The organism is Microcoleus sp. MON2_D5 (assembly GCF_036701905.1).
In the GTDB taxonomy this organism is placed as follows: Bacteria; Cyanobacteriota; Cyanobacteriia; order Cyanobacteriales; family Microcoleaceae; genus Microcoleus.
Window position 1 is genome coordinate 1 of the sequence record NZ_JAUBRM010000069.1, and the last position, 26,041, is coordinate 26,041.

Genomic DNA, 26,041 nt, shown 5'->3' on the forward strand with positions numbered 1-26,041 from the left:
CTTTTCTTGTTTTCTTGACCCTACATTAGATTCTTCTGAGTCCTTGTGTCAAGCCTAATTGAGATGCTCTTACCCTGGATTACCAATGACAGGTCGCTATCAAATTTCAGATTCAAAGAGAGAATATAAAAATGACGAAACCAGCGAAACGTCTGATAGTTTGCTGTGATGGAACTTGGAACAAACTAGATACTCAGTGCCCAACTAATGTGGTTAGGGTTGCCCAGGCCGTGAAACGGACAGCCAGTGACGGGGTTCCGCAGATCGTGTTTTATGACGAGGGAATTGGAGTGGACAGTAACAAGATTGTGGGCGGAGTCACTGGGCTGGGAATCGATAAAAATATACAAGATGCCTATCGTTTTCTTTCTTTCAACTACGATCAGGGTGACGAAATCTATCTATTCGGGTTCAGTCGCGGTGCTTACACAGTCAGGAGTCTAGCGGGGATGATCTATTGCTCCGGTCTCCTATCCCGCCGTTATGTTACCAAGGCATCAGAAGCTTACGAGCTTTACCGTAACCGAGGCATTAAACCAAATGATGAGGAAGCAAAGAGGTTCCGCAAAGAAAACGGCAAAGATCGGGGCGAGCGCGTCCCGATTACCTTGCTTGGTTGTTTCGACACCGTTGGAGCCCTTGGTATTCCTCTTGTACCCGCCTTCAAGAAGTTTGAGGCACAGCTCAAAACAAGGTACAAATTCCACGACACCACTTTAAATAAGGATATTGAGAATGCGTTGCACGCCGTTGCGATCGACGAAATTCGCGAAGTCTTTGATGTTACCCCGATGAAGAAAAATCCTGATGCCCCGAACCAGAAGCTTCGTCAAGTTTGGTTTCCAGGCGAGCATGGCTGCATCGGCGGTGGTACGCCAGAATCCCGCGGGTTATCAGATACTGTCTTGAAGTGGATGTTGGATCAAATCACTGACTTTGAATTGAAGCTTGAATTCGAGCCAGAGGCCATTGAAGATATCAAGCCTGATTATAAGGCTTCATTTCAAAACAATCCTGGGTTCTTCAAATTGGCAGGAATCAAGTGGCGCGAGGTGGGGGAGACCCTTGAGGATCTTCATGAAAGCGCGATCGAGCGAGTGAAAAAACGCCAAGACTATCGGCCTAAAAATCTGCAAAAGATTCTCTCCAAAGTAATTGAAAATATAGAAAAATGATAAAACTTTATCAAGCTCTCAGAACCGAACATAAGAAGACGATCTAATCTACAACAATCGAAAGGAAAAGCAATCATGGCAAGAGATACATCTAGAGATGGATTCAGCAACAAAGCTTTAGCATATACGTTGACTCATTTCAAACCAATTTGGGATTTAGTTCAAAGTTACGAGCCTCTGAAACGTAAACTAAACAAATTTTTTCTCAATAGTATCATTTACAAACTTCCGACTCGCCCGCTTCCCTATAGCTTAATGGGCTTAGATCCCAAAATTCCAGGGACAGATATTCCCAAAAAAACTGATACCTACATCTCTTGGGATTCACTTACAGACAAGACTTATACTGGGCGACATTTACCTCCCGACCCAGAATTTAACAAAGAAGGGAATTTACCACCACTGGACAAAGTAAAGACCTTATTCCAAAAAAGAGACGGAAAAACCATTTATTCGGAAAAATCGACTCTGCTGTTTCCCTATTGGGTGCAGTGGTTTACAGATAGTTTTCTCCGGATAGATCAGCAAAACCGCTTCAAAAATACCTCCAACCATCAGATTGATATGTGTAATGTTTACGGGTTGACCCGCAAACAAACAAATATGCTCAGAGCTTTCAAAGACGGTAAATTTAAAACCCAAAAACTCCAGCGAAAAGATGGCGTAGAAGAAGAGTATCCACTCTTTTATTATGCAGATCCTGAGCAGGGTATTATCGATCCTCAATTTGAAGGTCTTCATGCACCCCTTAATGATGAGAAAAGACAACCCCCCGAAAAGAAAGGCAAGCTATTTGCAATGGGAGTTGAACGGGCAAACGTCCAAATTGGCTATGTCATGCTCAACACTTTATGTATCAGGGAGCATAATCGAATTTGTGATGTTTTGTCCAAAAGCTATCCGGAATGGGACGATGAGAGGCTCTTCCAAACCGCGAGAAATATTCTCATGGTGATTGTTCTCAATATCATTATGGAAGAGTACATTTTCCACATTACGCCCTATAATTTTAGGTTCTTTGCCGATCCTGAAGCTTTTACCAAGGAAAGTTGGTATCGAGAAAATTGGATGGCGATTGAGTTTAGTTTTGTCTATCGATGGCATAGTGCGGTTCCTGAAACCTTTATTTATGACGGCAAAGAAACATCCATGTACGATTCCCTCTGGAATAATCAGATGTTAATCGATAAAGGGTTGGGTGCATTGATGGAAGAAACTTGTTCCCAAGCAGGCACTAGAATTGGTTTGTTTAACACACCTGATTTTAAGATCGCAGGAACACCCTATACATTTATTGATGCTACCGAACTAGCATCTGTTAAACTCGGACGGCAGGCGCAGTTAGCCAGTTATAACGATTACCGCGAAATGTGTGGTTATCCCAGGGTGACTGATTTCAATCAAATTACGGGTGACGAATACGCTCAACAGAAATTAAAAGAGTTGTACGGTCATGTTGATAAGATTGAACTATTTGTCGGATTGTACGCTGAAGATGTCCGGAAAAATTCAGCAATTCCGCCTTTAGTAGCACGGATAATTGGCATTGATGCTTTCTCCCAAGCTTTAACTAATCCTTTGTTATCGCCTATAGTCTTCAATAAGGAAACTTTTTCCGAGGTTGGTTGGGAAATTATCCAAAATACCAAAACAGTCTCTGATTTAGTGAATCGTAATGTTCCTCCAAGCGATCCCAAGTACAAAGTCTCCTTCGATCTTTAAGTTGTAGCTGACAACTAAGACTCAAATTAGTTGGGGGTGCAAAGACACCTGCGCCCTCAAAAATGAGGAATAAAAAGGCAATCTTTTCGCAAGCGATCGCCTACGGCAATTCGGGAGCAATTGCACCAGCAGCTATACTACTTAACAGAGGCAACAGTTTGTGTAGAACCTTTTTTAGCGATTAACCGAAGGTTATTTATGAGCAAGAAGTTATTTACCGAATATCCCGAACAGGACGAACGCAAATACTACGATCTTTTGGTTGAGCAGGCCAAGCTTCGGATGGATAATCTTTACGGGAATAAGGAGCGGGCGCTGCGAGATACTCACGCCAAAGCTCATGCGTGCGTTAAAGGAACTCTGGAAATTTTTGACTTTGATGAGGAAGCGATTAAACGGGAAGTGGGCAAACGCGCTTCGTTAACTTCTTCGCAACTGAATGCGATTTCCATTAAGCAAGGTTTGCTAGCAAAACCCAAAGAATATCCTGTTTGGTTGCGATTTGCTAACGGGGCTACCAAAGTATACCCTGATTACCAAAAAGATTCGCGCTCAATATCAGTGAAAGTGATGGGAGTGGAAGGGGAACGACTCCCGCAAAGCCACGAGTCAAAAACCCAGGACATCATTGTTCACAATTCAGAGATATTTGTGAGCCAAACCATCAAAGACTACTACGGCTTTTTTTCTGCTCTGGTTGAATCACCAGAGGCATTGAAAAAGTGGCTAATCCGACATCCCAGACACTTTCTAGCAGTCTCGACGCTTACGGGTAGCCGGACTCCGAAGAGTTTGCTAACAGCCAAATATTGGAGCGGTTCACCCTCTGCTTTGGGTCTCCATCCCGATTTCGATCCCTCCCAGCCTGGTCTAGTTCCTGTCGAATACCCTGCTGTAATTAAGTATGGGTTTACTCCGGTTTCATGCAAACCACCGCACGAGATAATTCCAGAACAATCTCGACCGGGAATTCCTAAAATTCCCTTTGTCGATCGCGCTAAAGCCTTGGGTTTAGATCCCAATCAACCAGACAATTATTACCGGGATGACCTAATTCAAGCCTTGGCGAAACCTGACGCTCAATACTGTTGGGATTTTGGCATTCAGTTCCAAACCAGCCTAAAAATGCCGATCGACGATGGCATCAATGTCTGGAAGGAAAAGGAATCACCCTTCTTGAGAGTAGGTCGTCTCACCGTCAAGCATCAGATTATTGATTATGAAAAACAATCTGATTTCAACGAAAACCTGAGATATTCTCCCTGGAACGGCTTAGCAGTTCATCGTCCAGTAGGTGCGATCAATCGGATACGCGGTGTTGTTTACCCCGTTGTAGCGAATTATCGCCTTCAAAAGCGAGGTATTGTCCACCAAGAACCAACCGGAGAAGAAACATTTTAAGGGAATAATTTGAGGCTGGGACATCATTTAATGCCATCAGGCAGGTGTCGTCTGAGCAAATGGCAACTCAAAGAAGTTAACAAGCCAAACCTTCAAAAAATCCCATCCCTTTTTAGGGGGTGGGAGTCTTGAAAATTATGAATTCTTAGTCCTCAGTCCTTAGTCCTTATTATTCAGTAGCAATTAATCAATAACTGGGTTCGTACCCAATTATTAATTATTCTGCTAGCAACCAACTGATGACTAATGACCAACGACTGATGACTAATAACTTAAGCTTGCCGTGAGTAGTATTCCACCACGAGCAGTTCGTTAATCTGTAGAGCAATCCACTCGCGTTCGATAACGCCATTAACTTTGCCAATTAGTTTTTGCTTATCAAATTCCAAGTGATTGGGCAAGTGAGCCAAGCCTGGGTCTTTGAGATTAGCTTCTACCATTGTGCGCGAGCGCTCTCTATTTTTCACCGCAATCACATCACCAGGCTTGCACTGATAGCTGGCGATATTGACTTCACGGTCATTGACAGTTATGTGACCGTGATTTACCAATTGTCTAGCGGACGGAATGGTTGGAGCCATTCCCATCCGAAACACAGTATTGTCCAAGCGCATTTCCAAAAATTGCAGTAACACTTGACCTGTGGAGCCCGTGACACGGCGGGCTTTGCGGACGTAACGGAGCAGTTGGCGTTCCGTCACACCGTAATTGAAACGGAGTTTTTGCTTTTCTTGCAAGCGAACCGCATACTCAGAGAGCTTTTTGCGGTTTTGACCGTGCTGTCCAGGCGGATAATCTCGTCTGGGGGTTTTGCGGGTTAGACCCGGCAACTCTTTCAGGCGACGGACGATTCTCAATCGGGGGCCTCGATATCGAGACATTTATTTTCCTCTCTAATATCTGTATGCAATTTTATGCAGACTCTATATTATATGTTGGTAACGGTCAAAATTCCAACAAAGATCGATAAAAAAACGATCGACCGGAGGGCGATCCATAATGTGCGGTAAATTCTGAAGGAAAAGCCGATCGCTCGATCGCCCCAATCAGCCAAAAAAACTCACTACTCGATCTGCCATGCACAACCGCAATTTTTCCCGCACTTCTTCCCCAAAGCCAGCGCCGACAGGCTCAAGCCCTACCGCGCGCTGGATCTTGGCTCTCGGCACGCAGCTAGCAGCACTTGGTTTGTTGGCAACAGCACTGCCAATCTCGCCAGCATCAGCCATCACTATTAGAATCCCTCGCAATAGGAATCCCTATCGCGTCTGCGCCCTGGAACTAATCGAAGCCGGAGTGGGGGCAGAGGCCGCCGCCGCCGCTTGTGCTGACGCCCTCCGCCCCCGCGACATATCTAGATGCGTCCTCCAAATCAACCGCAAAACTAATATTTCTGGTGTCGAAGCGCTCTCTAGCTGTCGGCGGGTGAGGCGTCCCAACGAATTGGCTACTTGCGTAGTGAATATTAACGGCAAAAGTCGAACTCAAGCTGCCGCTCCCCTGGTAGTGCTTGATGGATGCCGCCGCAGTTTATTGCCACAACAGTTTGCTGAATGCGTAGTCGGTTTGAGCGGCAGGCTCGACTTTGCCACTGAGCGGTTAATCGCCACTTGTCTTGATCCCAGGGACAGCGTGAGCCAGTTGGACGGGCGCCCTGCACCTACCCCTCCTGTGGAGCTAATTCCACCGCCTTCGCCCCCCAATTAATAACGGTTGACTGTTAACGGTTGACTGTTGACTGTTGACTGTTAACTGTTAACTGATGACTAATGACTGATGACTACTTTTCCCTAATCAAATGTCAGAAATTTTTGCTCAAATTACAGTCGAAGAATTAGCTCGCCAATTAGCAGAAACCAATGCTGATAAATTGCAGCTTGTAGACGTGCGGGAACCTTACGAAATTGAACTCGCGGCGCTGCCGGGATTTGTAGCTTTTCCGCTGAGCGAGTTTGCCGAATGGTCTGGTGAAATTGACGCTAGACTCGATCGCGACACAGAAACCCTAGTTCTGTGCCATCACGGAGTGCGATCGGCTCAAATGTGCCAGTGGTTAACCGATCGAGGATTTACCAACGTTAAAAATATTGTTGGTGGCATCGATGCTTACTCAATGGTGGTCGATCGAACCGTCCCTCGCTATTAACATCAAATCCACTTCTTAACTATCGTTTTCTTCAGAGTCCGCGCGGGCGGACTTTGTATGTGTAGAAACGAATTATATTCCCCCAGAATGAGCTAATTAACAGCAGCCAATCGAAAATTTAAAAGCGTACTCATAGTGAGCCGATCGCGCCCCTGCCTTTTCGAGTCATAAAGAGCCTCATCAGCCGCCCGTAGCAGCGTTGTCGCATCATTTTCCTCGCTCGGAACAACGCTGGCAATTCCCAAACTAATCGTTACCACAGAATTAGGCAGACCGTCAAGACTCTCCGGGTTAAAAACAATATTCAAATCTTTCACTTTCGCTCTAATTTGTTCGGCAACAACCAGAGCCGCCGACGCATCAGTTTCAGGTAAAATCACAGCAAATTCCTCGCCCCCGTAGCGAGCAGCTACATCAGCAGGACGCTGGAACGATCGGCGAATTGTCTGAGCTACCAATCGCAAACACTCATCTCCTGCTTGATGTCCGTAGGTATCATTATATATTTTGAAATAATCGAGGTCGCACAAAATTAAAGATATCGGACACCCCTCGCGAGCCATGTGTTCCCATTCGGTTCGCAAGCAACTATCAAAATGCCGTCTGTTGCCAATTTGAGTAAGTTCGTCCACATTCACCAAAGCTTGCAGCCTTTGATTTTCTTGCTGCAACTCCTCAAAACCAACCACCGACAACTTGCCCTCGCACAAATTTTGCTCTTGAAAATACAGGCGATATAATTCGCAAGACAAACTACAGTTATTTCCCTCTAATTTGATAAGTCCCATGCTGTCTAACGGATAAGCCATCAAAGGTTCGAGGTGAATGCTATTTTTAGCATGGACAACTTGTTGAAATGCGGAGGCGAGTTCGGGCTGCTGTTGAATGGCGATCGACTGATTTTGCAAGTAGTCGCTATAAATTCCGCTGTGAGTAGGAGCTGCTGTTAACAGTTCTGCCAACTCGGCTCGCCCCATTTCCTCGCCCGGTTCCTCCCGATCGACGGACAGGCGATTTTGCAGCAAAATTGCCAGGTGATACAGCGCTAAATGCACTAAATAAGGATGCCCGCCTACCATGTTCATTAATTGCTCTATCGGAGCGCGATCGCTCCAGTTTAGTCCGTATCTGCCCGCCAAATCTTGGACTTGTTCAGCCGTAAATTCTGAGATTTTAATCGGCATTCCTACATTAAATGGAGATTGATTAATATTCAAAGCAATATAATTTTCTGTTGAATGAATGACAACGGTGCGGAGTTTTTGCCAAATTTTGCTAGCGCGACCTTGTTCGTACCAAAAACGGATGACCGACAGAAAATCTTGAGCAATATTGGTGTGTTCAAATACTCGATTTATTTCGTTGATAACCAAGACAATGGGACTGTCAATTTGTTTGAGCAAATAGTTTTCAAAGTAAATAGTGCAGCTTACCTTGCTGCCCATATCTTCATCCCAGAATTCATCAATATTTGGTTCGAGTTTGAGTTGCCGAGCGACATTGACACAAAGCCAGCGCAAAAATTTATCTAAACTACCCAAAACGGCTGTGTCGGCTTGCTGAAAGTCTAAAGTTACTGTGCGGTATCCACGATCGACTGCGGCGTGAATTATCCGCAGCATCAGCGAACTTTTGCCCATTTTTTTGGGAGCTTTAATGCGAACAAGGCCTCCGGGTTTGCTAATTTCTGCACAGGCCAGGGCTTCGGCCCCTGAGCGCTCAATATAAAAAGGAGAGTCAAGCGGTATCGGGCCGCCGGGAAAATCTAGCTCGGCAACTGTTTGGATCGAGTTTGGTGATTTTTGGAGTCCTGCCATAGTCCTTGCACAAGGCGATACCCTGACCAAAAAAATGGGATACAAGCCTCCCCCTTCTAGGGGGACTTTCGGTTCGGAATCTCTCCGAGAGGTTTTTGAATAAACAGCACGGCATTTATTCAGGCTGGCTCTACAATGATTGTATGTTAAATCTAACCTACGAGTACAAGCTCATTCCTACCGACGCGCAACGCCAAACTTTCGACCTGTGGCTCAATATTTGCCGCCAGGTCTACAACTTTGCATTGCGAGAACGAAAAGATTGGGTTAATTCTCGTAAGTGTGATATAAACTCGTGCAGCATTAAGCAGGAATACATTATCCCTACTGATGCACCGCGTCCAACCTTTGCCCGTCAATGCAAATCATTGGCCCAAGCAAAGAAATTAATTCCTAACTTGAAACTACCTCACACCCATGTCTTGCAGCAGGCGTTGCGCCAACAAGAGGCAGCGTTTGTGGCGATGTGGGAACGAGGACACGGTTTTCCTAGATTCAAAAAACGGCTGCGCTCATTTGTGTTCCCTCAATTGAATCTAGAATCCGTTATACGGTTTGATAATGCCGATTGGGTCAACCTACCCAAGATTGGGTTAGTTAAAATGCACCTGTCACGTCCAATCCCTCAAGGGTTTGATGTCAAGCAAATTCGCGTTGTTAAGAGGGCTTCTGGTTACGTAGCCATGCTCAGTTTGCAATGTGATGTCGCAGTGCCTCAAGCCCCACCTTCAGGGCATGGATTAGGGATTGATTTAGGGTTAAAACATTTTTTGGCAACTTCTGATGGTGAATTGATTGATAGACCTCGATTTTTTGTGGATGGACAACGCAAGCTGAAATTGCTGCAACGTCAACTCAAGCGCAAGAAAAAAGGCTCTAGAAAGTTTCGTCAAATTCATCACCAAATAGCCTTGCACCACGAATACATCTCGAACAGTCGAAAAGACTTTCATTTCAAGACCGCACATCATTTATGTACCTGGGCCCAAACAGTATTTGCTGAGGACTTGAACCTCAAAGCAATGTCAGCCGGAATGATGAGCAAGCACACGTTTGATGCAGGGTTTGGTCAGTTCCTGAATATCTTGGGTCATGTTTGCTTTAAGCGAGGTGCATACTTTGCAAAAGTAGACCCGAACCGAACAAGTCAAACTTGTCCCTTATGTCAAACCCATACAGGCAAAAAAGAACTATCCGAACGGGTGCATAGATGTCAAACGTGCGGCTATGAAACGAATCGAGATGTTGCAGCCGCGCAGGTGGTGTTGCAGCGTGGATATACAGCGGTTGGGCAAATCGCAGTGAATTTTGGGGAGGGCAAGCTACATGAGTAGTCCCAATGAACCAAGAATCCTCGTGCCTTCGGGTCGAGGAGTTGTCAATGTATCTTACCTTTGTCAGGTTAGGAGGTAGACGAGCGGTGTCCAAGATCGATCGACCATCCTACAAAATCTAAGTTTTTAGGGACTTCCCGGAACTGACTTTGCTATAGTAGTGTCACTTTACCCAATCTCAAACCCTGCTTCAACACTTCTCCAGACAGACAAAAATTCGACGGTAGCCCAGACGCGATCATTCTTGGCCTTTACCGGAAAAATAACTCGTCGGTCGTAGATGTCGTGCAGGAAGAGTCCCCATCAAAGGAGAAATAATCATTGTCACGTCGCTACCTGTTTACCTCTGAATCGGTCACTGAAGGCCATCCCGATAAAATCTGCGATCAAATTTCAGATACGATTTTAGATGCCTTACTGACTGAAGACCCTAAAAGCCGCGTCGCAGCCGAAGTTGTCGTCAACACCGGCTTAATGCTGCTGACTGGCGAAATTACCACTAAAGCTCAGGTAAATTACATAGAATTAGCCCGGAAAAAAATAGCCGATATTGGCTACATCCACGCTGACAACGGCTTTTCGGCCAATAGTTGCTCAGTGTTGGTGGCTCTTGATTCTCAGTCTCCCGATATTGCTCAAGGGGTGAACACAGCCCACGAAAGCCGGGAACAATCGAGTGAAGAGGAATTGGACGCCATCGGCGCTGGCGATCAAGGTTTGATGTTCGGCTTTGCTTGCAACGAAACGCCGGAAATGATGCCTCTGCCGATCAGTTTAGCGCACCGGATTTGCCGTCAACTGGCCGCAGTTCGCAAAACCGGTCAGTTATCTTACCTGCGTCCCGACGGCAAAAGCCAAGTTACAGTCATCTATGAGGACGGCAAACCTGTTGGCATAGATACGATTTTAATTTCTACGCAGCACACCGAAACGATCGGCGACATCACAGACACAGCCGCAGTTCAAGCCAAAATCAAAGAAGACCTTTGGACTGCTATCGTCCAACCTGTGTTTGCCGATATTAGCGTGAAGCCGGATGCAGAAACTCGCTTCCTTGTCAACCCCACCGGCAAATTTGTGGTCGGCGGGCCTCAAGGAGATTCGGGTTTGACGGGCCGCAAAATTATTGTGGATACCTACGGCGGCTATTCCCGCCACGGCGGCGGCGCTTTTTCTGGGAAAGACCCCACCAAGGTAGACCGCAGCGCGGCTTATGCTTGTCGCTACGTTGCTAAAAATATCGTAGCGGCTGGTTTGGCCGAAAAGTGCGAAGTGCAGTTGAGTTATGCGATCGGCGTTGCGCGGCCGGTTAGCATGATGATCGAAACTTTTGGCACTGGAAAAGTTGATGACGATCGCCTTTTGGAAGTTGTGAAGCAGCTTTTTGAACTGCGTCCTGCGGGCATCATTCAGGCATTTAACTTGCAGAATTTGCCTGCTGAAAGAGGCGGTCGTTTCTATCAAGATGTGGCGGCTTACGGTCACTTCGGGCGCACTGATTTAGATTTGCCTTGGGAGGAAACTGATAAGGCGGAACTTTTGAAAGAAGCTTTGAGCCAGAAGTTGTCTGGAGTAGCTGGATAGTACAATTTCGGGGTGCGCGCAGCGCACCTTATCCATAAATAATATGGGGTGCTACCAATCAATGTAGGGTGCGTACTCCGCACCTTATCCATAAATAATATAGGCGGTTCTTCGGCGCATCTTATCCATAAATAATACCGGGTACTACCAATCAATAACGTAGCGGATTCAGTACCCACCTTCAAAGAAAAAAAAATAAATAAATGCGATTTTTCACACCTTTTCAATCAGCAATTCGCAGTTTGGTCTCTTCCCTCCAACAGCGGTTGGGGACTACTGGATTTTCTGCACCAAATCCAGCAACGCTGCCAAGTTCGTTTGCGACTAACAATCCTGGTGGAATTCGCGGCGTTTGGATAACCACCACTGACTCCAAAGTTCTCACATCAAAAGAGCGAATTGCTGAGGCAATGGACTTTCTCGCCGATACGGGATTTAATACCGTTTTTCCTATAATTTGGAGCCAGGGTTATACGGCTTATCCTTCTAAAATTATGCGAGAAAAATTTGGGGTGGAAATTGACTCGCGCTATCAAGGTCGCGACCCCTTAGCAGAAATATGTGTTGAGGCCAAGAGAGCTGGTTTAAAAGTTATTCCTTGTTTTGAATACGGATTTGTGAGTTCTTACAATCGCAAGGGCGGTCATTTGCTGGCGAAAAAACCTGAGTGGACCGCCCGTGATGCCAGCGGCAATTTACTTAAGAAAAATAACTTTGACTGGATGAATTCTCTTGACCCGGAAGTGCAAGACTTTGTGCTGGGGTTGATGCTGGAAGTTGCTAAGAATTATCCGGTAAACGGAGTTCAAGGAGACGATCGCATTGCGTTTCCGGTAGAAGGCGGTTACGACGAAAAAACGGTTAAACGCTATCGAGAAGAATGCGGTAGAGCAGCGCCGTCGGATTGTAAAGAACAACATTGGTTACAGTGGCGTGCTAATATTATTACTCAGTTTGTAGCTCGTTTACACCGAGAAGTGAAAGCTATTAATCCTGATTTGTTGCTATCGATGTCGCCGAGTCCTTATGACTGGGGACTGGTGGAATATTTGCAAGATTCTAAAGCTTGGGTTGACAAAAATTTGGTGGATCTGCTTCACCCGCAGTTTTATCGTCGCGATTTTAATGCTTACAAACAATTGGTCGATAAAATGATTGCGGGACAGCTTAGCGGGCAGCAAGTAAAGTGCGTGTCGCCGGGTATTTTGTTGACGAATCGAGGCAGCAAATATAGCATAACTCCCGAACTGTTGTTGCAAGTAATTGCTTACAACCGCTCTCAGGGCATTCAAGGAGAAGTGATGTTTTTTTACGAAGGTTTGCGAGATAACGATAACGCTTTGGCTAAGGTTTTGAAAAAAGGGCCCTATGCTCGTTGAGAGATTGTCCCGCAATCAAGCTGTTTCCGGTTGGCTGCGGTCAACCCCGCCGATCGCTATTTCAAACCAAGTTGGTATAAAATAAGATATTGGACCATTCTCAATAAGCTGTGATTAACAGGCAAGATGGCTGTTCCACAAAGGGTGAATTTTCTTGTGGAACAGCCATCTTGCCTGTTGCTGACAATGGTGCAAGATGTGAGTATAAAACGATATAGCAGAGTTAGGCTATCTCAAAACCCAGCAATGCCAAGCAGCAAGCGCTACTAATTGTCAAGGTGATTGCCCAAACAAACCCAATAATTAATAATTGGGGAGTTGCAAAAATAGTGGAATAAGACATATTTTAGAAGTGGTGCAAGCTTTTTTTAGAAGTAGCGTTTTGTAGACGCCATATTTTTTAAAGACAGTTTAAAAGAGCAATCTCAACCGCTCGCCAAAATATTAGGATAAATCAGTGACCTCAGCAGCAAGCCTCATCCAACAGCTACCCGAGCTCAGCGATGCTCAATTCCATCAAAAATATTTGAAACAAAAACAAGGGATGCACACCTTGGCGACTATATTGCCGCAAGTAGAACAGCAAAGTCTGGCTTTGCGCGCAGTAAAATTAGCTCTAAAAGTAAATTTAAAACTCGGCTCGAAGCTAGCAGGAACGGTAAAGCCAGAATTTCAAACAGCTACCATAAAATTAATAGACAAAATCCCCACTTCACCGCTGCTCAAAATTCAACTGCTGGCCCTAACAAGTTCCGATCGGGCAATTCCGATGCTGGTGGCCGCATTGAACCACAAAGAAAGTGCCGTGCGGCTTCATGGGATTCGAGCGATCGGGAAAATCGCCTCCGAAGCAGCAGTAATTGAATTAGCCCGATCGCTCGAATCCAAAGATTCCCAAATCCAAGCGTGGGCTGCTTGGGCTTTAGGAGAAATTCACTCGAAACCAGCCGCCGTAGCACTCCTCAAAGCCATCAAGCACCCAGAGTCCAAGGTGCGCGCCTGGGCTGTTTGGGCCTTGGGCAAAATTAACCCGAAAACAGCCGTTCCCGCACTGCTCAACGCCCTCAAACACCCAGACTCCGAGGTGCGCTGGCGGGCGGCGGTCAACTGCGGGAAAATCGGCGTCTCGGAGGTAGTTCCCGGGCTGCTCAATGCCCTCAGAGACGAAAATCACATCGTCCGCGCTAGGGCGGCGGCGGCTTTGGGGAAAATCGGCGATTGTGAGGCAGTACCCGGCTTAATAGAATTGCTTCACGACGATCCCGACTCCTATGCAGTTTCTTTGAGGGCCGCCGAGGCCTTGGGACAAATCGGCACGGAAACGGCTGTGGCCGGGCTGGTGCAAGCCCTCAACCATGACGACTCAGACGTGCGCGGCAGTGCAGTTTCTGCCTTGGGGGAAATCAGCAGCGAGGTGGCTATGGTGGCGGTAATCGGCTCGCTCTCCGATCGAGATATTTTCGTGCGCGGCAGGGCGGCGGTTGCCCTCGGGAACATCAATACACAGGGAGATGCGAAATTGCAAAAAATGGTGGTCGCGGGACTGGCGAGCGCAATTGGCGACAGCGAATCTTATGTGCGGTGGAGAGTTGCTGCTGCTTTGGGGGAAATTGGCACAGAGGAAGCTGTGGCAGGTTTGGTGCGGCTGCTGGGAGACGAAACTTCTGGAGTGCGCCAAAACGCTGTTAAGTCCCTCGGTCAAATTGGCTCAACGGCTGCTATTTTGGCTCTGGAAACAGCTTTAAATCGCGAATTTGCTGACGTTCGCGCGCTGGCTGCCCAATACTTGGCGGATGTCAGCACTCAGGCAGAAACAGTTGATTTTGAGTCCTCTGTTTCCCCAGATTTATCGGGTGAAAAACTGCCGAAAATCCTGATTGGTTCGCAAGCAGAAGCCAGCGAATACATTGTTGAGCGCCCTGCGCGACGCGAGATTAAATACCTGATATCGATCGGCAGTCCAGGTGTGCCCGAACCCAAAACTTTCGATCGAATCCCAAACCGAATGTGCCTGGAGTTTAACGACCTCGACACCCCCGTTGACGACCCCGATCAAATCTTGCCTACCCTTGAGGATGTACAGAAAATTATTGAGTTTGCCCTCAAAATCTCGTCGCACAAAGGCAGTTTGCTCATCTGCTGCCAAAGTGGGATCAGCCGTTCAACGGCTACAGCTTTGACTGTTTGTGCTGCGCTGTTGGGTCGCGGCAAAGAACGGGAAGCTTGGGCGTTAGTGCTCGCCGCCAGACCCCAAGCCAAGCCGAATCGCTGGATGGTACACTTGGCCGATGAAGCTTTGGGTAGAGACGGTAAGCTAGCACTGGCGATCGAATCGACCACCGCAACTCCAGAACTCGCAATCGCTAACCGTTGACTCCCAGAAACCGGGTTTCTTTTCACAAGCCCTACAGTTATACTCAACTAACGACACTTCACCTCAGACTTGTCTGTGCGGGGCAACGATGCCAAAAGTCGATCGCCAGGGTGCAAAAGTTCGATCGGCTCCTGCATTTGTGACATTCTGTGCTAGAAAGTCGTCGGACGATCAACAAAAACCGTCAAGCAATCGTCGCATTGCTGGCAGCAAAACTCCAAAGCTGAGGAATCGGGTGCATTGTCAACAGACAATATCAGCTTGGGGGATCTCACAGGCCAAACGCATCAGACAGAATTTTCTGCCTGTAACATTCCACGCGGGGATAATTACACTGCCAGGATAAATTTTTCTTTATTTTGCCTGCTGCTGACCTTGACGAGTCGAAAAAGTAATTTGGCAACAGCCATCAACAGGGTAATTATCTATTAGACATCAACCGAATTTAAGTTTCTCCTCTGGCTCGACAAGAGTTTCAGATGCTTTTTCGCAGATGTCTAATGGAAAATAGACAAGCTTTTCCGTTTGGAGAACTTAAGAGCGTGCTAGATTTTAACAGAATACAGTGGTTGCATATGTCAAAAATTAACTTGCTCAAAAAAACAGAGAACGAAGCAAGTTTATCGGTTGCCGTTTGGGAATGCCAGGGCGAGTTCAATTCCGAGTTAGAACCATTTAACCCGCAGAAACAACCTGTGACCCCGCGAAAGGTAAACCAAAAAAATAGCAAGGTAGGTAAACTGATGCCGCTCTTTATTTCTGAACAAGTCGGTTCTCTAGAAACCGCACACCAAAACATATCCAGCCAGGATTTTGTAGAAATATCATCCTTAAAAATCCGCAAAATGTTGCCATCTAAAATTGGCGGTTGGTCCATCCATAAAAAAATTGGCGGTGGGTATTTCCTGGCAATAGGAATCGGATTTCTTGGCTCCATGAGCGGGCTGGTGATTGCCGATTACTACCAAGGACAAGGATTAAAACAATTCAATGACGCTCACTTACAAGCACAATTGCTCGGGAATTTTAAAGATGCAGCGCTGGCGGCACAATTGCAGGGAGCGCAGCTAGATTCTTTTGTAGATAATTCCGCCATGCTGGAACTGAAACAAGAGCAGTTTGTCAAGAGTATTGTTCAGGCAAAAGAGCTGCGGTTGCGTATAGAGAAGTTTGCCGACAGCAAACCTGCTTGGCGGGCAGAAAAGCCGGAAGTTCTAAAAAGTTTACTGCAAGATTGCACCGAAGATTTAGAATCCTACGCCGATACTCTCAAGCCAACTTTGCAGCAAATCCAGCAATCGCAACTGTCACCTCGGGAGATAGAGTCGGCCAGAAAACTTTTGGCGACAGAAAGCGGAGAAGGTGTAAAAAAGCTTAACAGCAGCCTTGAGAAATTGAGCAAAATCCTCGATATTGCCCAGCAGCAAGAGGGGCAAGGCGGTGAAGTGATGGAGGAGGCTCAAGGAATGGAAAAAGCCATAATTATTATTAGTATGCTGCTGTCGGTAGTGGTGGCTGGAATGGTGGCTGACCGCACCAGTCGGGCGATCGCCAAACCAGTCGTGAGCGTCACTCAGATTGCCGAAAAAGTCGCCGCCGAGTCGAATTTTGATTTGCGAGTCCCCGTCACAGGACAAGACGAAATAGGCTCATTAGCTGCGTCTCTCAATCACCTGATCGAGCGAGTTTCCCAACATACTAAAGAATTAAAACAAGCTAAGGAAGCCGCCGTCTCCGCTAACACTGCTAAAAGCCAGTTTTTAGCAAATATGAGCCACGAATTGCGGACGCCTTTAAATGCGATTATCGGCTACAGTCAACTACTTTCAGAAGATGCCCAGGATGCGGGATGCGATGAGTTTGTACCCGACTTGGACAAGATTCAGAAGGCGGGCACGCACCTGCTAGATTTGATTAACGATATCCTCGATTTGTCAAAAATTGAAACGGGGGGTATGAAACTCGAAATCCAGGAGTTTGACATCGAATCCCTGGTTGACAATGTTGCGTGTGCCGCGAAACAGTGGATAGAGAAAAATGGAAATGTTTTAGAAATAGAGTGCGATCGAACTGCGGGTATCATGCACGCAGATTTCAAGAAAGTGCGGCAGGTTTTGATGCACTTGCTGAATAATGCTGGTAAGTTCACCAAAAACGGCAGGGTTAAACTGAGTGTCAGGCGCATTGAAGGAAGCGGAAAATTGAATACAGCAGATCGATCGGCGATTGACGATTCAATGCCTGTCGATGAAACTCATGCTGCGGCGATCGCTTGTCCCCTGGTGAATGTTCAAGAGTCGGATTGGATTTGCTTATCGGTTAAGGATACCGGAATTGGAATGTCGGAAGAACAACAGCACAAATTGTTTGAAGCTTTTGTGCAAGCTGACTGTTCAACAACGCGACCTTACGACGGCGCCGGATTGGGGCTGACACTTAGCCGCTACTACTGTCACATGATGGGCGGGGAGATTTTGGTAGAAAGCGAGGAGGGGAAAGGGTCTATTTTCACTGTCCGCATACCGGCGGGAAATGGATAATGTGATGTTTGGGCGAGAGATGTAGGGGGTAGGCAGAGGGGCGAAAATTTATGTTTCAAACCTCTGGCGGTATGTCCCAATGCTTTCATCTTGTCAGTGGGGGCGATCGCACTCGATTAATTGCAATCGATTGTTTGCCCAGTTTAAGCAGCACAAGCCGCTTGCTCCTGAACTCCAACCTAAGTCTATGCCAATAAATTTCATTTAGTATTATTGAACCGCGAAGACGCGAAGGACACGAAGGAAGAAGAGGGAAGAAGAAGGAAGAAGTCGATAATCTTCTACCGGGAACGGAGTAAAAGATCGATCGCACAAACTGCCCTCAAGTTTTATCTTGTTTCTCATCCGATGGTGGGGAATGTTTTTGCATTTGTTTTTGACGTTCCCTCACAGCTTGTTCCAAAATGAATGCTGACAAGCCGCTGATTGAACGGCGTTCCTCATTTGCCCACTCTTGAAGTAGGTCATAGATTCCTTCTCCTATCGAGGTTGATATGCGTTTAGACATTAGAGGTTAATTGTTTCTTATTTAAGCCGATCGTCATTGTCCAGTATTTTAGACAATCTTGTCGATTATGCAGCAATATGTTGCATTATGCTGCATTGTGCGCTATCTTCTTAGAGAGTCAAAAGCCAGCGCTGAACTTTTGCAGGGCCCGCGCTGGCTGATGGTTCCCCAAATACAAGGAGACAATCCACATAAAAGGAGACTATTACTATGGTAAAGCCTGTGAGCGACGGCAGCGAATATAACCGCGGCTATCAACAAGCTTTGAATGATTTTGGCATCACGCAACTGCTGTCGGGTATCCGCAGCTACTCTGATGAGGATTTTGAGGCCGATCGCGCGCGCATGACTGGGCCAGAGATCGAAAGCTTTGCGGTGTTTCTGATTCTGCGCGTCGGGGCGAATCTGAAAGGTAGTACGATCGCCCGCTACCTCAACACTCTGAGAAAAGCAAATTCCCCGACGATCGCCGATCGCCCCGCGATCGAACTCAACCCAAATTCGAGCTCGAAAACACCTGAAAAGTCAAAGCAGGGCGATCGCAATTCTTGGGCGATCGTCCGCATTTTACCGAATGCTCAGCATTATATAATTGCGCGTTTTGTCAATCGCCAAGATGCGGACGATCGGCGGCGGGCTTTGTGTCGGTTTATTCCAGGGGGTGTTTTTGAAGTTGTGTGCGATCGGGCTTAATCAATAAACACAAATGACGGGGACAATTGTAGCGACTCTGCATTAAGTCCGTCGGGGGCCAGAAACCGGGTTTTTTACGAAAATATTTCGTTGTAGCCCGCAGATTCGATAAAAACCCGGTTTCTTTGGTCGGAGTGCGTCCAGTTGTAGTTGTAGGTTGGGTTGAGGAACGAAACCCAACTTGTTAGCCCCAAAGAGTTGGGCGGAGTGAAACGGAGGGTTTGCTTCGCTCAACCCAACCTACGAATAATTAGATAAATTTATCACCCTAAGACTGTTGCTAAAAGGTCGATCGCTCCAAAATCGCTTACACTACAATTAAAATCCATATTCTCTTTATTAAAACCGATGGAAACCATCAATCTTAAAGAAGAAGTCCGCAATTTAATGGCTCGACTCCCTGAAAACTTTACCTGGTCTGACCTAATATCGGCAATTTATCTCAGACAAAGAATGCAATCTCAACAAAATCAAATCAAAGATATCAAACCAGGAATTGAACCAAAAACTGTCGATGAAGTTGAAGAATCCTCGCCTAAGCACAGCAGATTTGGCAGCGATAAAGGACTAATTACAATTTCTGATGATTTTGACGAACCGTTGGAATTATTGCCATCACCGTTGGTCAATCGCTTGCTTGAAAAAGCTAAATAATTGACTAAAGTATCCGCTGAAATAGATGAAATTATTGCGAAAATTGAGAAAAAACGTCAGATTGATGAACCTCATAGCTTTAAATTATGACTTTTATGAATACAGCTTCTGAAGAATATGAATTGACATGACAGCGACTTAGTTATTTAATTGTAATTATTTGGATAATATCAAAGCAGTCAAGAACAGCAAGTAAAAGTAAAATTCGCGTAAGTCCAAATTCAGATACCTATTCTATTAATCGTCAGTGGTAAATTATGAAAAAGATGAAACGAATTATTAGCAGTGTTTTGGTTTTGGGTGTGTTTCTGACTCCTCTGACTGTGCCGGTGATGGTGCAACCGAGTTGGGCCCAAAGTCAAAATGCAGAGGTTGAAAGATTCAAGCAACTCATAGACCAAGCAATGCAACAGACACAACAAAAACAACACCGACAAGCGATCGAAACATGGCAGCAAGTTCTCGCCATTGCAAGAAAATTTGAAGCTAAAGGAATGGAAGCTAGAGCACTGAGTTTTATTGCTGCGAACTACGCTGGTATCTCCCAATTGCAAGAAGCTTTGAAATACTTACACCAAGCTTTACCAATTTTTCGGGAAGTGGGCGAGCGCGACTGGGAAGCTGGTATTTTGAATACTATTGGTTTTACCTACCTCGCCATCTCCCAACCACAAGAAGCATTGAAATACTACAACCAAGCTTTACCAATTTGGCGGGCAGTGGGCGATCGCGCGAAGGAAGCTGATACTTTGAATATTATTGGTGCAGTGTACAACCACATCTCCCAACCACAAGAAGCATTGAAATACTATAACCAAGCTTTACCAATTAGCAGGGAAGTGGGCGATCGTGCGATGGAAGCACTTATTTTGAGGAATATTGATTCAATACAAAACAAAAGTCAATCGCCCAGTAAAAGCAATATCGAGCCAATTCCCAAATGAACCTCGACATTTCAGGGTGGCAGTTAGAGGATTGGTGAATTGGATGAGGAGAACTAGGTAAGGTTATGAAACGAATTATTAGCAGTATTTTAGTTTTGGGTGTGTGTCTGACTCCTCTGACTATGCCGGTGATGGTGCAACCGAGTTGGGCGCAAAGTCAAGATGCACAATTTCTAGAAATGATAAGACTTCTAGAGCGAGCGAGGCAACAGCAACTGCAAGAACAACCCCGACAGGCAATAGAGACATTGCAGCAAGTTCTAGCAATTGCACGACAATTGAAAGATAGACAACTTGAATCCTTAGCACTCACTGGCATTGGTTTTAACTACAACATCATTGGACAACCGCAAGAGGCATTGAAATACTTGAACCAAGCTTTGCCAATTACGCGGTCAGTGGGCCCTCGCTTTATGGAAGCTATTATTTTGAGTAATATTGGTGCCGTGTATCAGGATATGTCTCAACAACAAGAAGCATTGAAATACTTAAATCAAGCTTTGTTAATTAGTCGGTCAGTGGGCGATCGCGCAGGCATTGCTAATAATTTGAATAGTATCGGTCTAGTATACCATAACATTTATCAACTACAAAAAGCATTGGAATACTATAACCAATCTTTGCCAATTATGCGAGAAGTGGGCGATCGGAGAGGAGAAGCTACTACTTTGAATAATATTGCTGGTATCTATGACAATATTTCTCAACCACAAGAGGCATTGAAATACTATAAACAAGCTTTTTCAATTAACCGGGAAGTGGGTAATCGCTCACTTGAAGCTACTACTTTGAATAATATTGCTGGGGTCTACCAGAGAATTTCTCAACCACAAAAGGCATTGGAATACTATAACCAAGCTTTGCCAATTAGCCAGTTAGTGGGAGATCGCATAGGGGAAGCTGGTACTTTGAATAATATTGGTGCAGTGTACAACAGCATTGGACAACCGCAAGAAGCATTAAAATACTTGAACCAAGCTTTACCAATTGTACGGTCAGTAGGCTATCGATTGGGGGAAGCTGGTACTTTGAATAATATCGGTGAAGTCTACCGCAGTATTTCTCAAACACAAGAGGCATTGAAATACTTTAACCAAGCTTTACCAATTAGTCGAGAAGTGGGCAATCGCAGGGGAGAAGCAACTACTTTGAATAATATTGGTGCAGCCTACCACAGGATTGGACAACCCCAAGAAGCATTGAAATACTACAACCAAGCTTTACCAATTACGCGAGAAGTTGGCGATCGCAGGGTGGAAGCTGCTACTTTGAATAATATTGCTGGAGTGTACAACAGCATTGGACAACCGCAATCAGCATTGAAATACTTTAGCCAAGCTTTACCAATTACGCGAGAAGTTGGCGATCGCGCGGGGGAAGCTGGTATTTTGAATAATATTGGTTCTAACTACGACAGCATTGGACAACCGCAATCAGCATTGAAATACTTTAACCAAGCTTTACCAATTAAGCGAGAAGTGGGCGATCGCGCGGGGGAAGCTCGTATTTTGAATAATTTTGGTTTAGTCTACCACAGGATTGGACTACCCCAAGAAGCATTGAAATACTACAACCAAGCTTTACCAATTAGCCGAGAAGTGGGCGATCGCGCAGGCGTTGCTGCTACTTTGACTAATATTGGCACCGCCTACAACAGAATTGGACAACACCAAGAAGCATTGAAATACTATAATCAAGCTTTACCAATTAGCCGAGAAGTTGGCGATCACTCACAGGAAGCTACTACTTTGAGTAATATTAGTGCAGCCTATCAAGATACGAAGCAACCGACTAAAGCGATCGAATATGCGGAGCAATCCGTCCAAATCACCTTAGAAATGCGGAGTGGTTTACAGCGAGAAAATCGCCAAAAGTTTTTAGAATCTAAAAGCGGAACGGCTGTTGCACTTGTTGACCTCCTTATCGATCAAAACCAACCCGATCGCGCTTTCCAATGGATCAACATCGCCACCACAGCCGATCTCGCCGACTACACCCGCTTAATTGACGCCAAAGTCGCCAACCCCGAAGCACAAAAAGCCATAGACGAATGGAATCAAAAAAATCAACAACTCCAATTCCTCCGCCGCCAACTCGAAGACAACTTCTCCGAAAATCTCTCCCGACAAATGCGGGAATTAGACACAGAAGTCAACCGCAAAGCCGAATCAATCTCCCGCCAATTCCCAGAAGTCGCCGAACTCTTTGAAACCACACCCAAAGATATCGCCCAACTGAAAGCCAGCATCGCACCAGATACCGCTGTCATTCAACCTGTCTTGCTGACAAATATCAGCAATGTTCCCAATACGATCGCCCTATTTGTCTTGACAAAAGACAGTTTAAGTGTTAAAAAAATTGCGATAAATCCCGAAGAATTCGACAATCTCCTCACTCAATACCGCAAAGAAGTGCAAGATATTGGCGAAACAAACTTCACCGTAACAGGCAGCAAACTCTACGACATCCTGATTCGTCCGCTCGAAGACCAAATTAAAGCTATTTCCCCCAAACAATTGAGCATCATCGCTACGGGAAAACTGCGCTACATCCCCTTTGAAACGCTGTATGACGAACAAACAGATAAATTCCTCATCCAGAAATATCCCGTCAACTATCTCACCCGCATTTCCATCAGGACAATTCCCGATTCAACTTTACCAAGCCCAGTCTTAGCATTAGGAAATCCCGTCCCCCGCCCGCCCCAAAATCTACCCGGTTCCGAAGCAGAAGTGAGAAATATAGCTCAATTAGTGTCAGGAAGTTCCGCTTATACCGGCAATGACGCCACCCTCGATCGATTCAAAACTCAAGCGCCCCGCTTTCCCTTTTTGCACCTCGCAACTCACGGCTGTTTCCAACCGGGAGGCTGTCAAAATTTGGGCATGGAGGAAAATACATTGCTGTTTGCTGACAGTCAATTCAATATTCGCGATGCGGCGTTATTAGGATTACAAAATACCAAACTCATCACTTTAAGTGCTTGTGAAACTGCCATACAAGCGAATTCCAACGGTGAAGAAATATCGGGAATGGCCTATATATTCGAGCGGGCGGGCGCGCAAGCTGTGATGGCGAGTTTGTGGAGTGTTGATGATTCCGCTACTAAAGATTTGATGGTTCAATTTTATCAAAATATCAATCAAGGGATGAGTAAAAATGAAGCTTTGCGGCAAGCTAAGTTGAGTCAAATCCAGCGGCATCCGTTTTATTGGTCGCCGTTTATTTTAATTGGGGATGCCCGGTAGTTAATACCCAAGAGTAAACCGTGTATTTGACGTATTTAGCTCCAGAGATATTACCCACAGTCAGGAAACGGCAATGCCGTGTCCCTACAATTAATCGGGCAATTTCATCATCCAATCCGGTTGATTTTACCAGTTACCCACAGTCAGGAGACGGCAGTGCCGCGTCCTCAATTGCCCTCTCCTCAATTCCTCTAAACTCTCCCCCACAAAGCCAAGCCGCCGCCCCTTCCCCTAGCCGCAATTATCCCATCTTCTACCAGAAAATATGCAAAAAAGGCCTGCTTCCCCACACTCAAACTAAAAAATTCCGCCTCCCGCGCTTCACCGCCGCGAATAAATCCTTGATACACAGTTTTACCCAACACTTTCACAGTAATTCTGGTAAAATCAAAAGCTAAAATATTATTGGGCAAAAACTTAGTCGGCCCAGAAAGAGTTAGTCCGATCGCCCCAACTTGCACCGAATTCTCCACCCTGCCGGTTTCGCTAGGCGCTTCCCCTTCAGCAACAGGTTCGCCCAAATAAGCAATTTGAATTTTCGCAACCCACTGAGGGATGTAACGTCCCGCACCCAAGACAATTCCCGCTTTTTGTCGAGTCTTTTTCGTGCCGGTGATAAAGCAGAGTTGCCAGTTGCCGATTAATTGCTCGAAGGAATAGCGAATCTTGGTTTTTTTCGCGCTTTTCTCAGCTTCTAGGAGGGCGGCAACTACTGCGTTGGAAGATGGTTTAGAATTAGATTTAGCAGCTTGTTCTAGAATAGATATATTTTCCATTTAATATACAAACCAGTTTTATTGTTGGTAACAGAGATAATATTAGCTGATGTAGCGGAGAAAAACATGGTTGCGATCGCCCCCACACACACAGAAATCATCGTTATCGGCAGCGGGATTGGCGGCTTGACTTGCGCTGCAATGCTCGCCCGCTATGGCTTTGAGGTTGTGGTTTGCGAAAGCCATTCGATCGCGGGCGGCGCCGCACACGGTTTTGAACGCGACGGATTTCGCTTCGACTCCGGGCCCTCCCTGTACTCAGGATTATCCTACAGCCCGTCTGCGAATCCGCTGCGGCAAGTTTTGGATGCCATCGGCGAAAAACTTCCCTGCATCACCTACGATACCTGGGGTTGCTGTTTGCCAGAAGGCGATTTCGACACATCCGTTGGTGCGAGTCAATTTGGCGAAGTGCTCGCACAACTGCGCGGCGCAGCAGCAGTCGCCGAATGGCGGCAACTACAGCGCATCATGGAGCCCTACGCCAAAGCTGCCACAGCCTTGCCCTCCCTGGCTTTGCGCTTCGATTTGGGCGCTGTTTTTACCCTCGGTCAATTTGCGCCGGCTTTCCTGCAAAATGCTGGCGACGCGATCGCACTTGCAGGCCCTTTCAGCAAAATTATGGACAAAAATGTCAAAGATCCGTTTGTCCGAAATTGGCTGAATTTGTTGTGTTTCCTGCTGTCTGGACTTCCCGCCGACGGAACGATCGCAGCCGAAGTCGCTTTCATGTTCGCCGACTGGTATCGCCCCAATGCAGTTTTGGACTATCCGAGCGGCGGTAGTGCGGCTTTGGTAAATGCCCTGGTACGCGGTTTAGAGCGCCACGGAGGGCAGTTGCTGCTAAATTCCCACGTTGCAGAAGTTTTGGTGGAAAACAACCGGGCTGCGGGCGTGCGGCTGCGATCGGGCAAAATTATTCGATCGCACAAAGCCGTCGTCTCCAACGCTTCCGTTTGGGATACGCTGAAACTGTTGCCTGAAACCTCTGTCCCGCAAAGGTTTCGGCAACAGCGGCAGGCGACGCCCGAGTGCGACAGCTTCATGCACCTGCATCTGGGAATTGATGCTGCCGGAGTGCGATCGGACTTGGCTTGTCACTACATCTTCGTGAAAGACTGGGAAATGGGCGTTTCGGCCCCTCAGAACGTCGTTCTCGTCTCGATTCCCTCCCTGCTCGACCCCGACCTCGCTCCTCCGGGAAAGCACGTCATTCACGCATATACCCCCGGAAACGAGCCTTACGATTTGTGGCAAAAGCTCAATCGCACCAGCGAAGAGTACAAGCTGCAAAAACAAGCGCGCGCCGAGGTAATGTGGGAAGCCTTAGAGAGAATTATCCCCGATATTCGATCGCGCGCAGAAGTCACCTTAGTAGGGACACCCCTAACCCACGAACGGTTTTTGCGCCGCCATCGCGGTTCCTACGGGCCCGGAATTCGGGCGGGTAGCGGCTTGTTTCCCGGGCCGAAAACGCCTTTAGCAGGGCTGTTTTGCTGCGGAGATTCGACGTTTCCGGGAATTGGTGTGCCGGCTGTTGCTGCTAGCGGGGCGATCGCAGCCAATACGATCGCACCTTTGTACAAACATTTGCAATTGATTGGGGAAGTTATTAGTTAGTTGTTATTAGACATCTCCCATAATTCTTGTGGAACAGGCACCGTGCCTGCTCAAAATCTGCTTTTTAGGAGATGTCTATTAGTTATTAGTTATTTGTTAACGAAATTATGGAAGAGCTTTCCTAGC

At 46.3% G+C, this 26,041-nt stretch carries 19 protein-coding genes; 15 read left to right on the top strand and 4 right to left on the bottom strand.

All coding sequences use genetic code 11. The features are described 5' to 3' along the window. Positions 1 to 131 precede the first annotated feature (131 nt). The 3 genes from QUA47_RS22520 (at position 132) to QUA47_RS22530 (ending at position 4,298) form a co-directional block, all read left to right on the top strand. Entirely contained in the window at positions 132 to 1,175 is a 1,044-nt protein-coding gene (locus tag QUA47_RS22520) for a DUF2235 domain-containing protein (RefSeq protein ID WP_333432387.1), read from the top strand. Positions 1,176 to 1,250: 75 nt separating this feature from the next. Next, the gene (locus tag QUA47_RS22525) at positions 1,251 to 2,897 is read left to right on the top strand and encodes a peroxidase family protein (protein WP_333432388.1); all 1,647 of its coding nucleotides are present in this window, start codon (positions 1,251 to 1,253) and stop codon (positions 2,895 to 2,897) included. A gap of 198 nt (positions 2,898 to 3,095) precedes the next feature. Next, complete coding sequence (locus QUA47_RS22530; RefSeq protein WP_333432389.1) at positions 3,096 to 4,298, top strand: catalase; 1,203 nt, start codon at positions 3,096 to 3,098, stop codon at positions 4,296 to 4,298. Positions 4,299 to 4,570: 272 nt separating this feature from the next. On the opposite strand, the gene rpsD is transcribed toward QUA47_RS22530, so the two are convergent. Further along, positions 4,571 to 5,179 (bottom strand): 30S ribosomal protein S4, encoded by a 609-nt coding sequence (gene rpsD, locus QUA47_RS22535; RefSeq protein ID WP_006631941.1) that lies wholly within the window; start codon positions 5,177 to 5,179, stop codon positions 4,571 to 4,573. A 196-nt stretch (positions 5,180 to 5,375) separates the two neighbouring features. Here rpsD and QUA47_RS22540 point away from each other — a divergent pair, with 196 nt between their 5' ends. Beyond that, positions 5,376 to 6,005: a hypothetical protein gene (locus QUA47_RS22540; protein WP_333432390.1), complete on the top strand. Its 630-nt coding sequence runs from the start codon at positions 5,376 to 5,378 to the stop codon at positions 6,003 to 6,005. A gap of 91 nt (positions 6,006 to 6,096) precedes the next feature. Next, positions 6,097 to 6,444 (top strand): rhodanese-like domain-containing protein, encoded by a 348-nt coding sequence (locus QUA47_RS22545; RefSeq protein ID WP_190659224.1) that lies wholly within the window; start codon positions 6,097 to 6,099, stop codon positions 6,442 to 6,444. Positions 6,445 to 6,536: 92 nt separating this feature from the next. Here QUA47_RS22545 and QUA47_RS22550 read toward each other — a convergent pair whose 3' ends face one another. Next, positions 6,537 to 8,261: an AAA-like domain-containing protein gene (locus tag QUA47_RS22550; RefSeq protein ID WP_333432391.1), complete on the bottom strand. Its 1,725-nt coding sequence runs from the start codon at positions 8,259 to 8,261 to the stop codon at positions 6,537 to 6,539. A 143-nt stretch (positions 8,262 to 8,404) separates the two neighbouring features. Here QUA47_RS22550 and QUA47_RS22555 point away from each other — a divergent pair, with 143 nt between their 5' ends. The 5 genes from QUA47_RS22555 (at position 8,405) to QUA47_RS22575 (ending at position 17,472) form a co-directional block, all read left to right on the top strand. Continuing rightward, positions 8,405 to 9,595 carry an RNA-guided endonuclease InsQ/TnpB family protein gene (locus tag QUA47_RS22555; RefSeq protein WP_445302539.1) on the top strand — a complete coding sequence of 397 codons (1,191 nt, stop codon included), beginning with the start codon at positions 8,405 to 8,407 and terminating at the stop codon, positions 9,593 to 9,595. Positions 9,596 to 9,916: 321 nt separating this feature from the next. Continuing rightward, positions 9,917 to 11,179 (top strand): methionine adenosyltransferase, encoded by a 1,263-nt coding sequence (gene metK / locus QUA47_RS22560; RefSeq protein WP_333220009.1) that lies wholly within the window; start codon positions 9,917 to 9,919, stop codon positions 11,177 to 11,179. Positions 11,180 to 11,382: 203 nt separating this feature from the next. After that, the gene (locus QUA47_RS22565) at positions 11,383 to 12,558 is read left to right on the top strand and encodes a family 10 glycosylhydrolase (RefSeq protein WP_333432393.1); all 1,176 of its coding nucleotides are present in this window, start codon (positions 11,383 to 11,385) and stop codon (positions 12,556 to 12,558) included. 457 nt (positions 12,559 to 13,015) lie between these two features. Continuing rightward, positions 13,016 to 14,932, top strand: a complete 1,917-nt coding sequence (locus tag QUA47_RS22570; protein ID WP_333432394.1) for a HEAT repeat domain-containing protein — start codon at positions 13,016 to 13,018, stop codon at positions 14,930 to 14,932. Positions 14,933 to 15,432: 500 nt separating this feature from the next. After that, complete coding sequence (locus tag QUA47_RS22575) at positions 15,433 to 17,472, top strand: HAMP domain-containing sensor histidine kinase (protein ID WP_333432395.1); 2,040 nt, start codon at positions 15,433 to 15,435, stop codon at positions 17,470 to 17,472. A 322-nt stretch (positions 17,473 to 17,794) separates the two neighbouring features. Here QUA47_RS22575 and QUA47_RS22580 read toward each other — a convergent pair whose 3' ends face one another. Next, positions 17,795 to 17,980, bottom strand: a complete 186-nt coding sequence (locus QUA47_RS22580) for a ribbon-helix-helix domain-containing protein (RefSeq protein ID WP_333432396.1) — start codon at positions 17,978 to 17,980, stop codon at positions 17,795 to 17,797. 210 nt (positions 17,981 to 18,190) lie between these two features. Here QUA47_RS22580 and QUA47_RS22585 point away from each other — a divergent pair, with 210 nt between their 5' ends. The 4 genes from QUA47_RS22585 (at position 18,191) to QUA47_RS22600 (ending at position 23,519) form a co-directional block, all read left to right on the top strand. After that, positions 18,191 to 18,673: a hypothetical protein gene (locus QUA47_RS22585; RefSeq protein ID WP_333432397.1), complete on the top strand. Its 483-nt coding sequence runs from the start codon at positions 18,191 to 18,193 to the stop codon at positions 18,671 to 18,673. 348 nt (positions 18,674 to 19,021) lie between these two features. After that, complete coding sequence (locus QUA47_RS22590; RefSeq protein WP_333432398.1) at positions 19,022 to 19,327, top strand: hypothetical protein; 306 nt, start codon at positions 19,022 to 19,024, stop codon at positions 19,325 to 19,327. Positions 19,328 to 19,584: 257 nt separating this feature from the next. Continuing rightward, the gene (locus tag QUA47_RS22595) at positions 19,585 to 20,271 is read left to right on the top strand and encodes a tetratricopeptide repeat protein (RefSeq protein WP_333432399.1); all 687 of its coding nucleotides are present in this window, start codon (positions 19,585 to 19,587) and stop codon (positions 20,269 to 20,271) included. Positions 20,272 to 20,336: 65 nt separating this feature from the next. Beyond that, positions 20,337 to 23,519, top strand: a complete 3,183-nt coding sequence (locus QUA47_RS22600) for a CHAT domain-containing tetratricopeptide repeat protein (RefSeq protein ID WP_333432400.1) — start codon at positions 20,337 to 20,339, stop codon at positions 23,517 to 23,519. 191 nt (positions 23,520 to 23,710) lie between these two features. Here the strand turns inward: QUA47_RS22600 and QUA47_RS22605 are convergent, their stop codons facing one another. Beyond that, the gene (locus QUA47_RS22605) at positions 23,711 to 24,295 is read right to left on the bottom strand and encodes a hypothetical protein (RefSeq protein WP_333432401.1); all 585 of its coding nucleotides are present in this window, start codon (positions 24,293 to 24,295) and stop codon (positions 23,711 to 23,713) included. Between the two features lie 66 nt (positions 24,296 to 24,361). Between QUA47_RS22605 and QUA47_RS22610 the strand changes: the two genes are divergently transcribed. Further along, positions 24,362 to 25,915 carry an NAD(P)/FAD-dependent oxidoreductase gene (locus QUA47_RS22610; protein ID WP_333432409.1) on the top strand — a complete coding sequence of 518 codons (1,554 nt, stop codon included), beginning with the start codon at positions 24,362 to 24,364 and terminating at the stop codon, positions 25,913 to 25,915. The last annotated feature ends 126 nt before the right edge of the window (positions 25,916 to 26,041 follow it).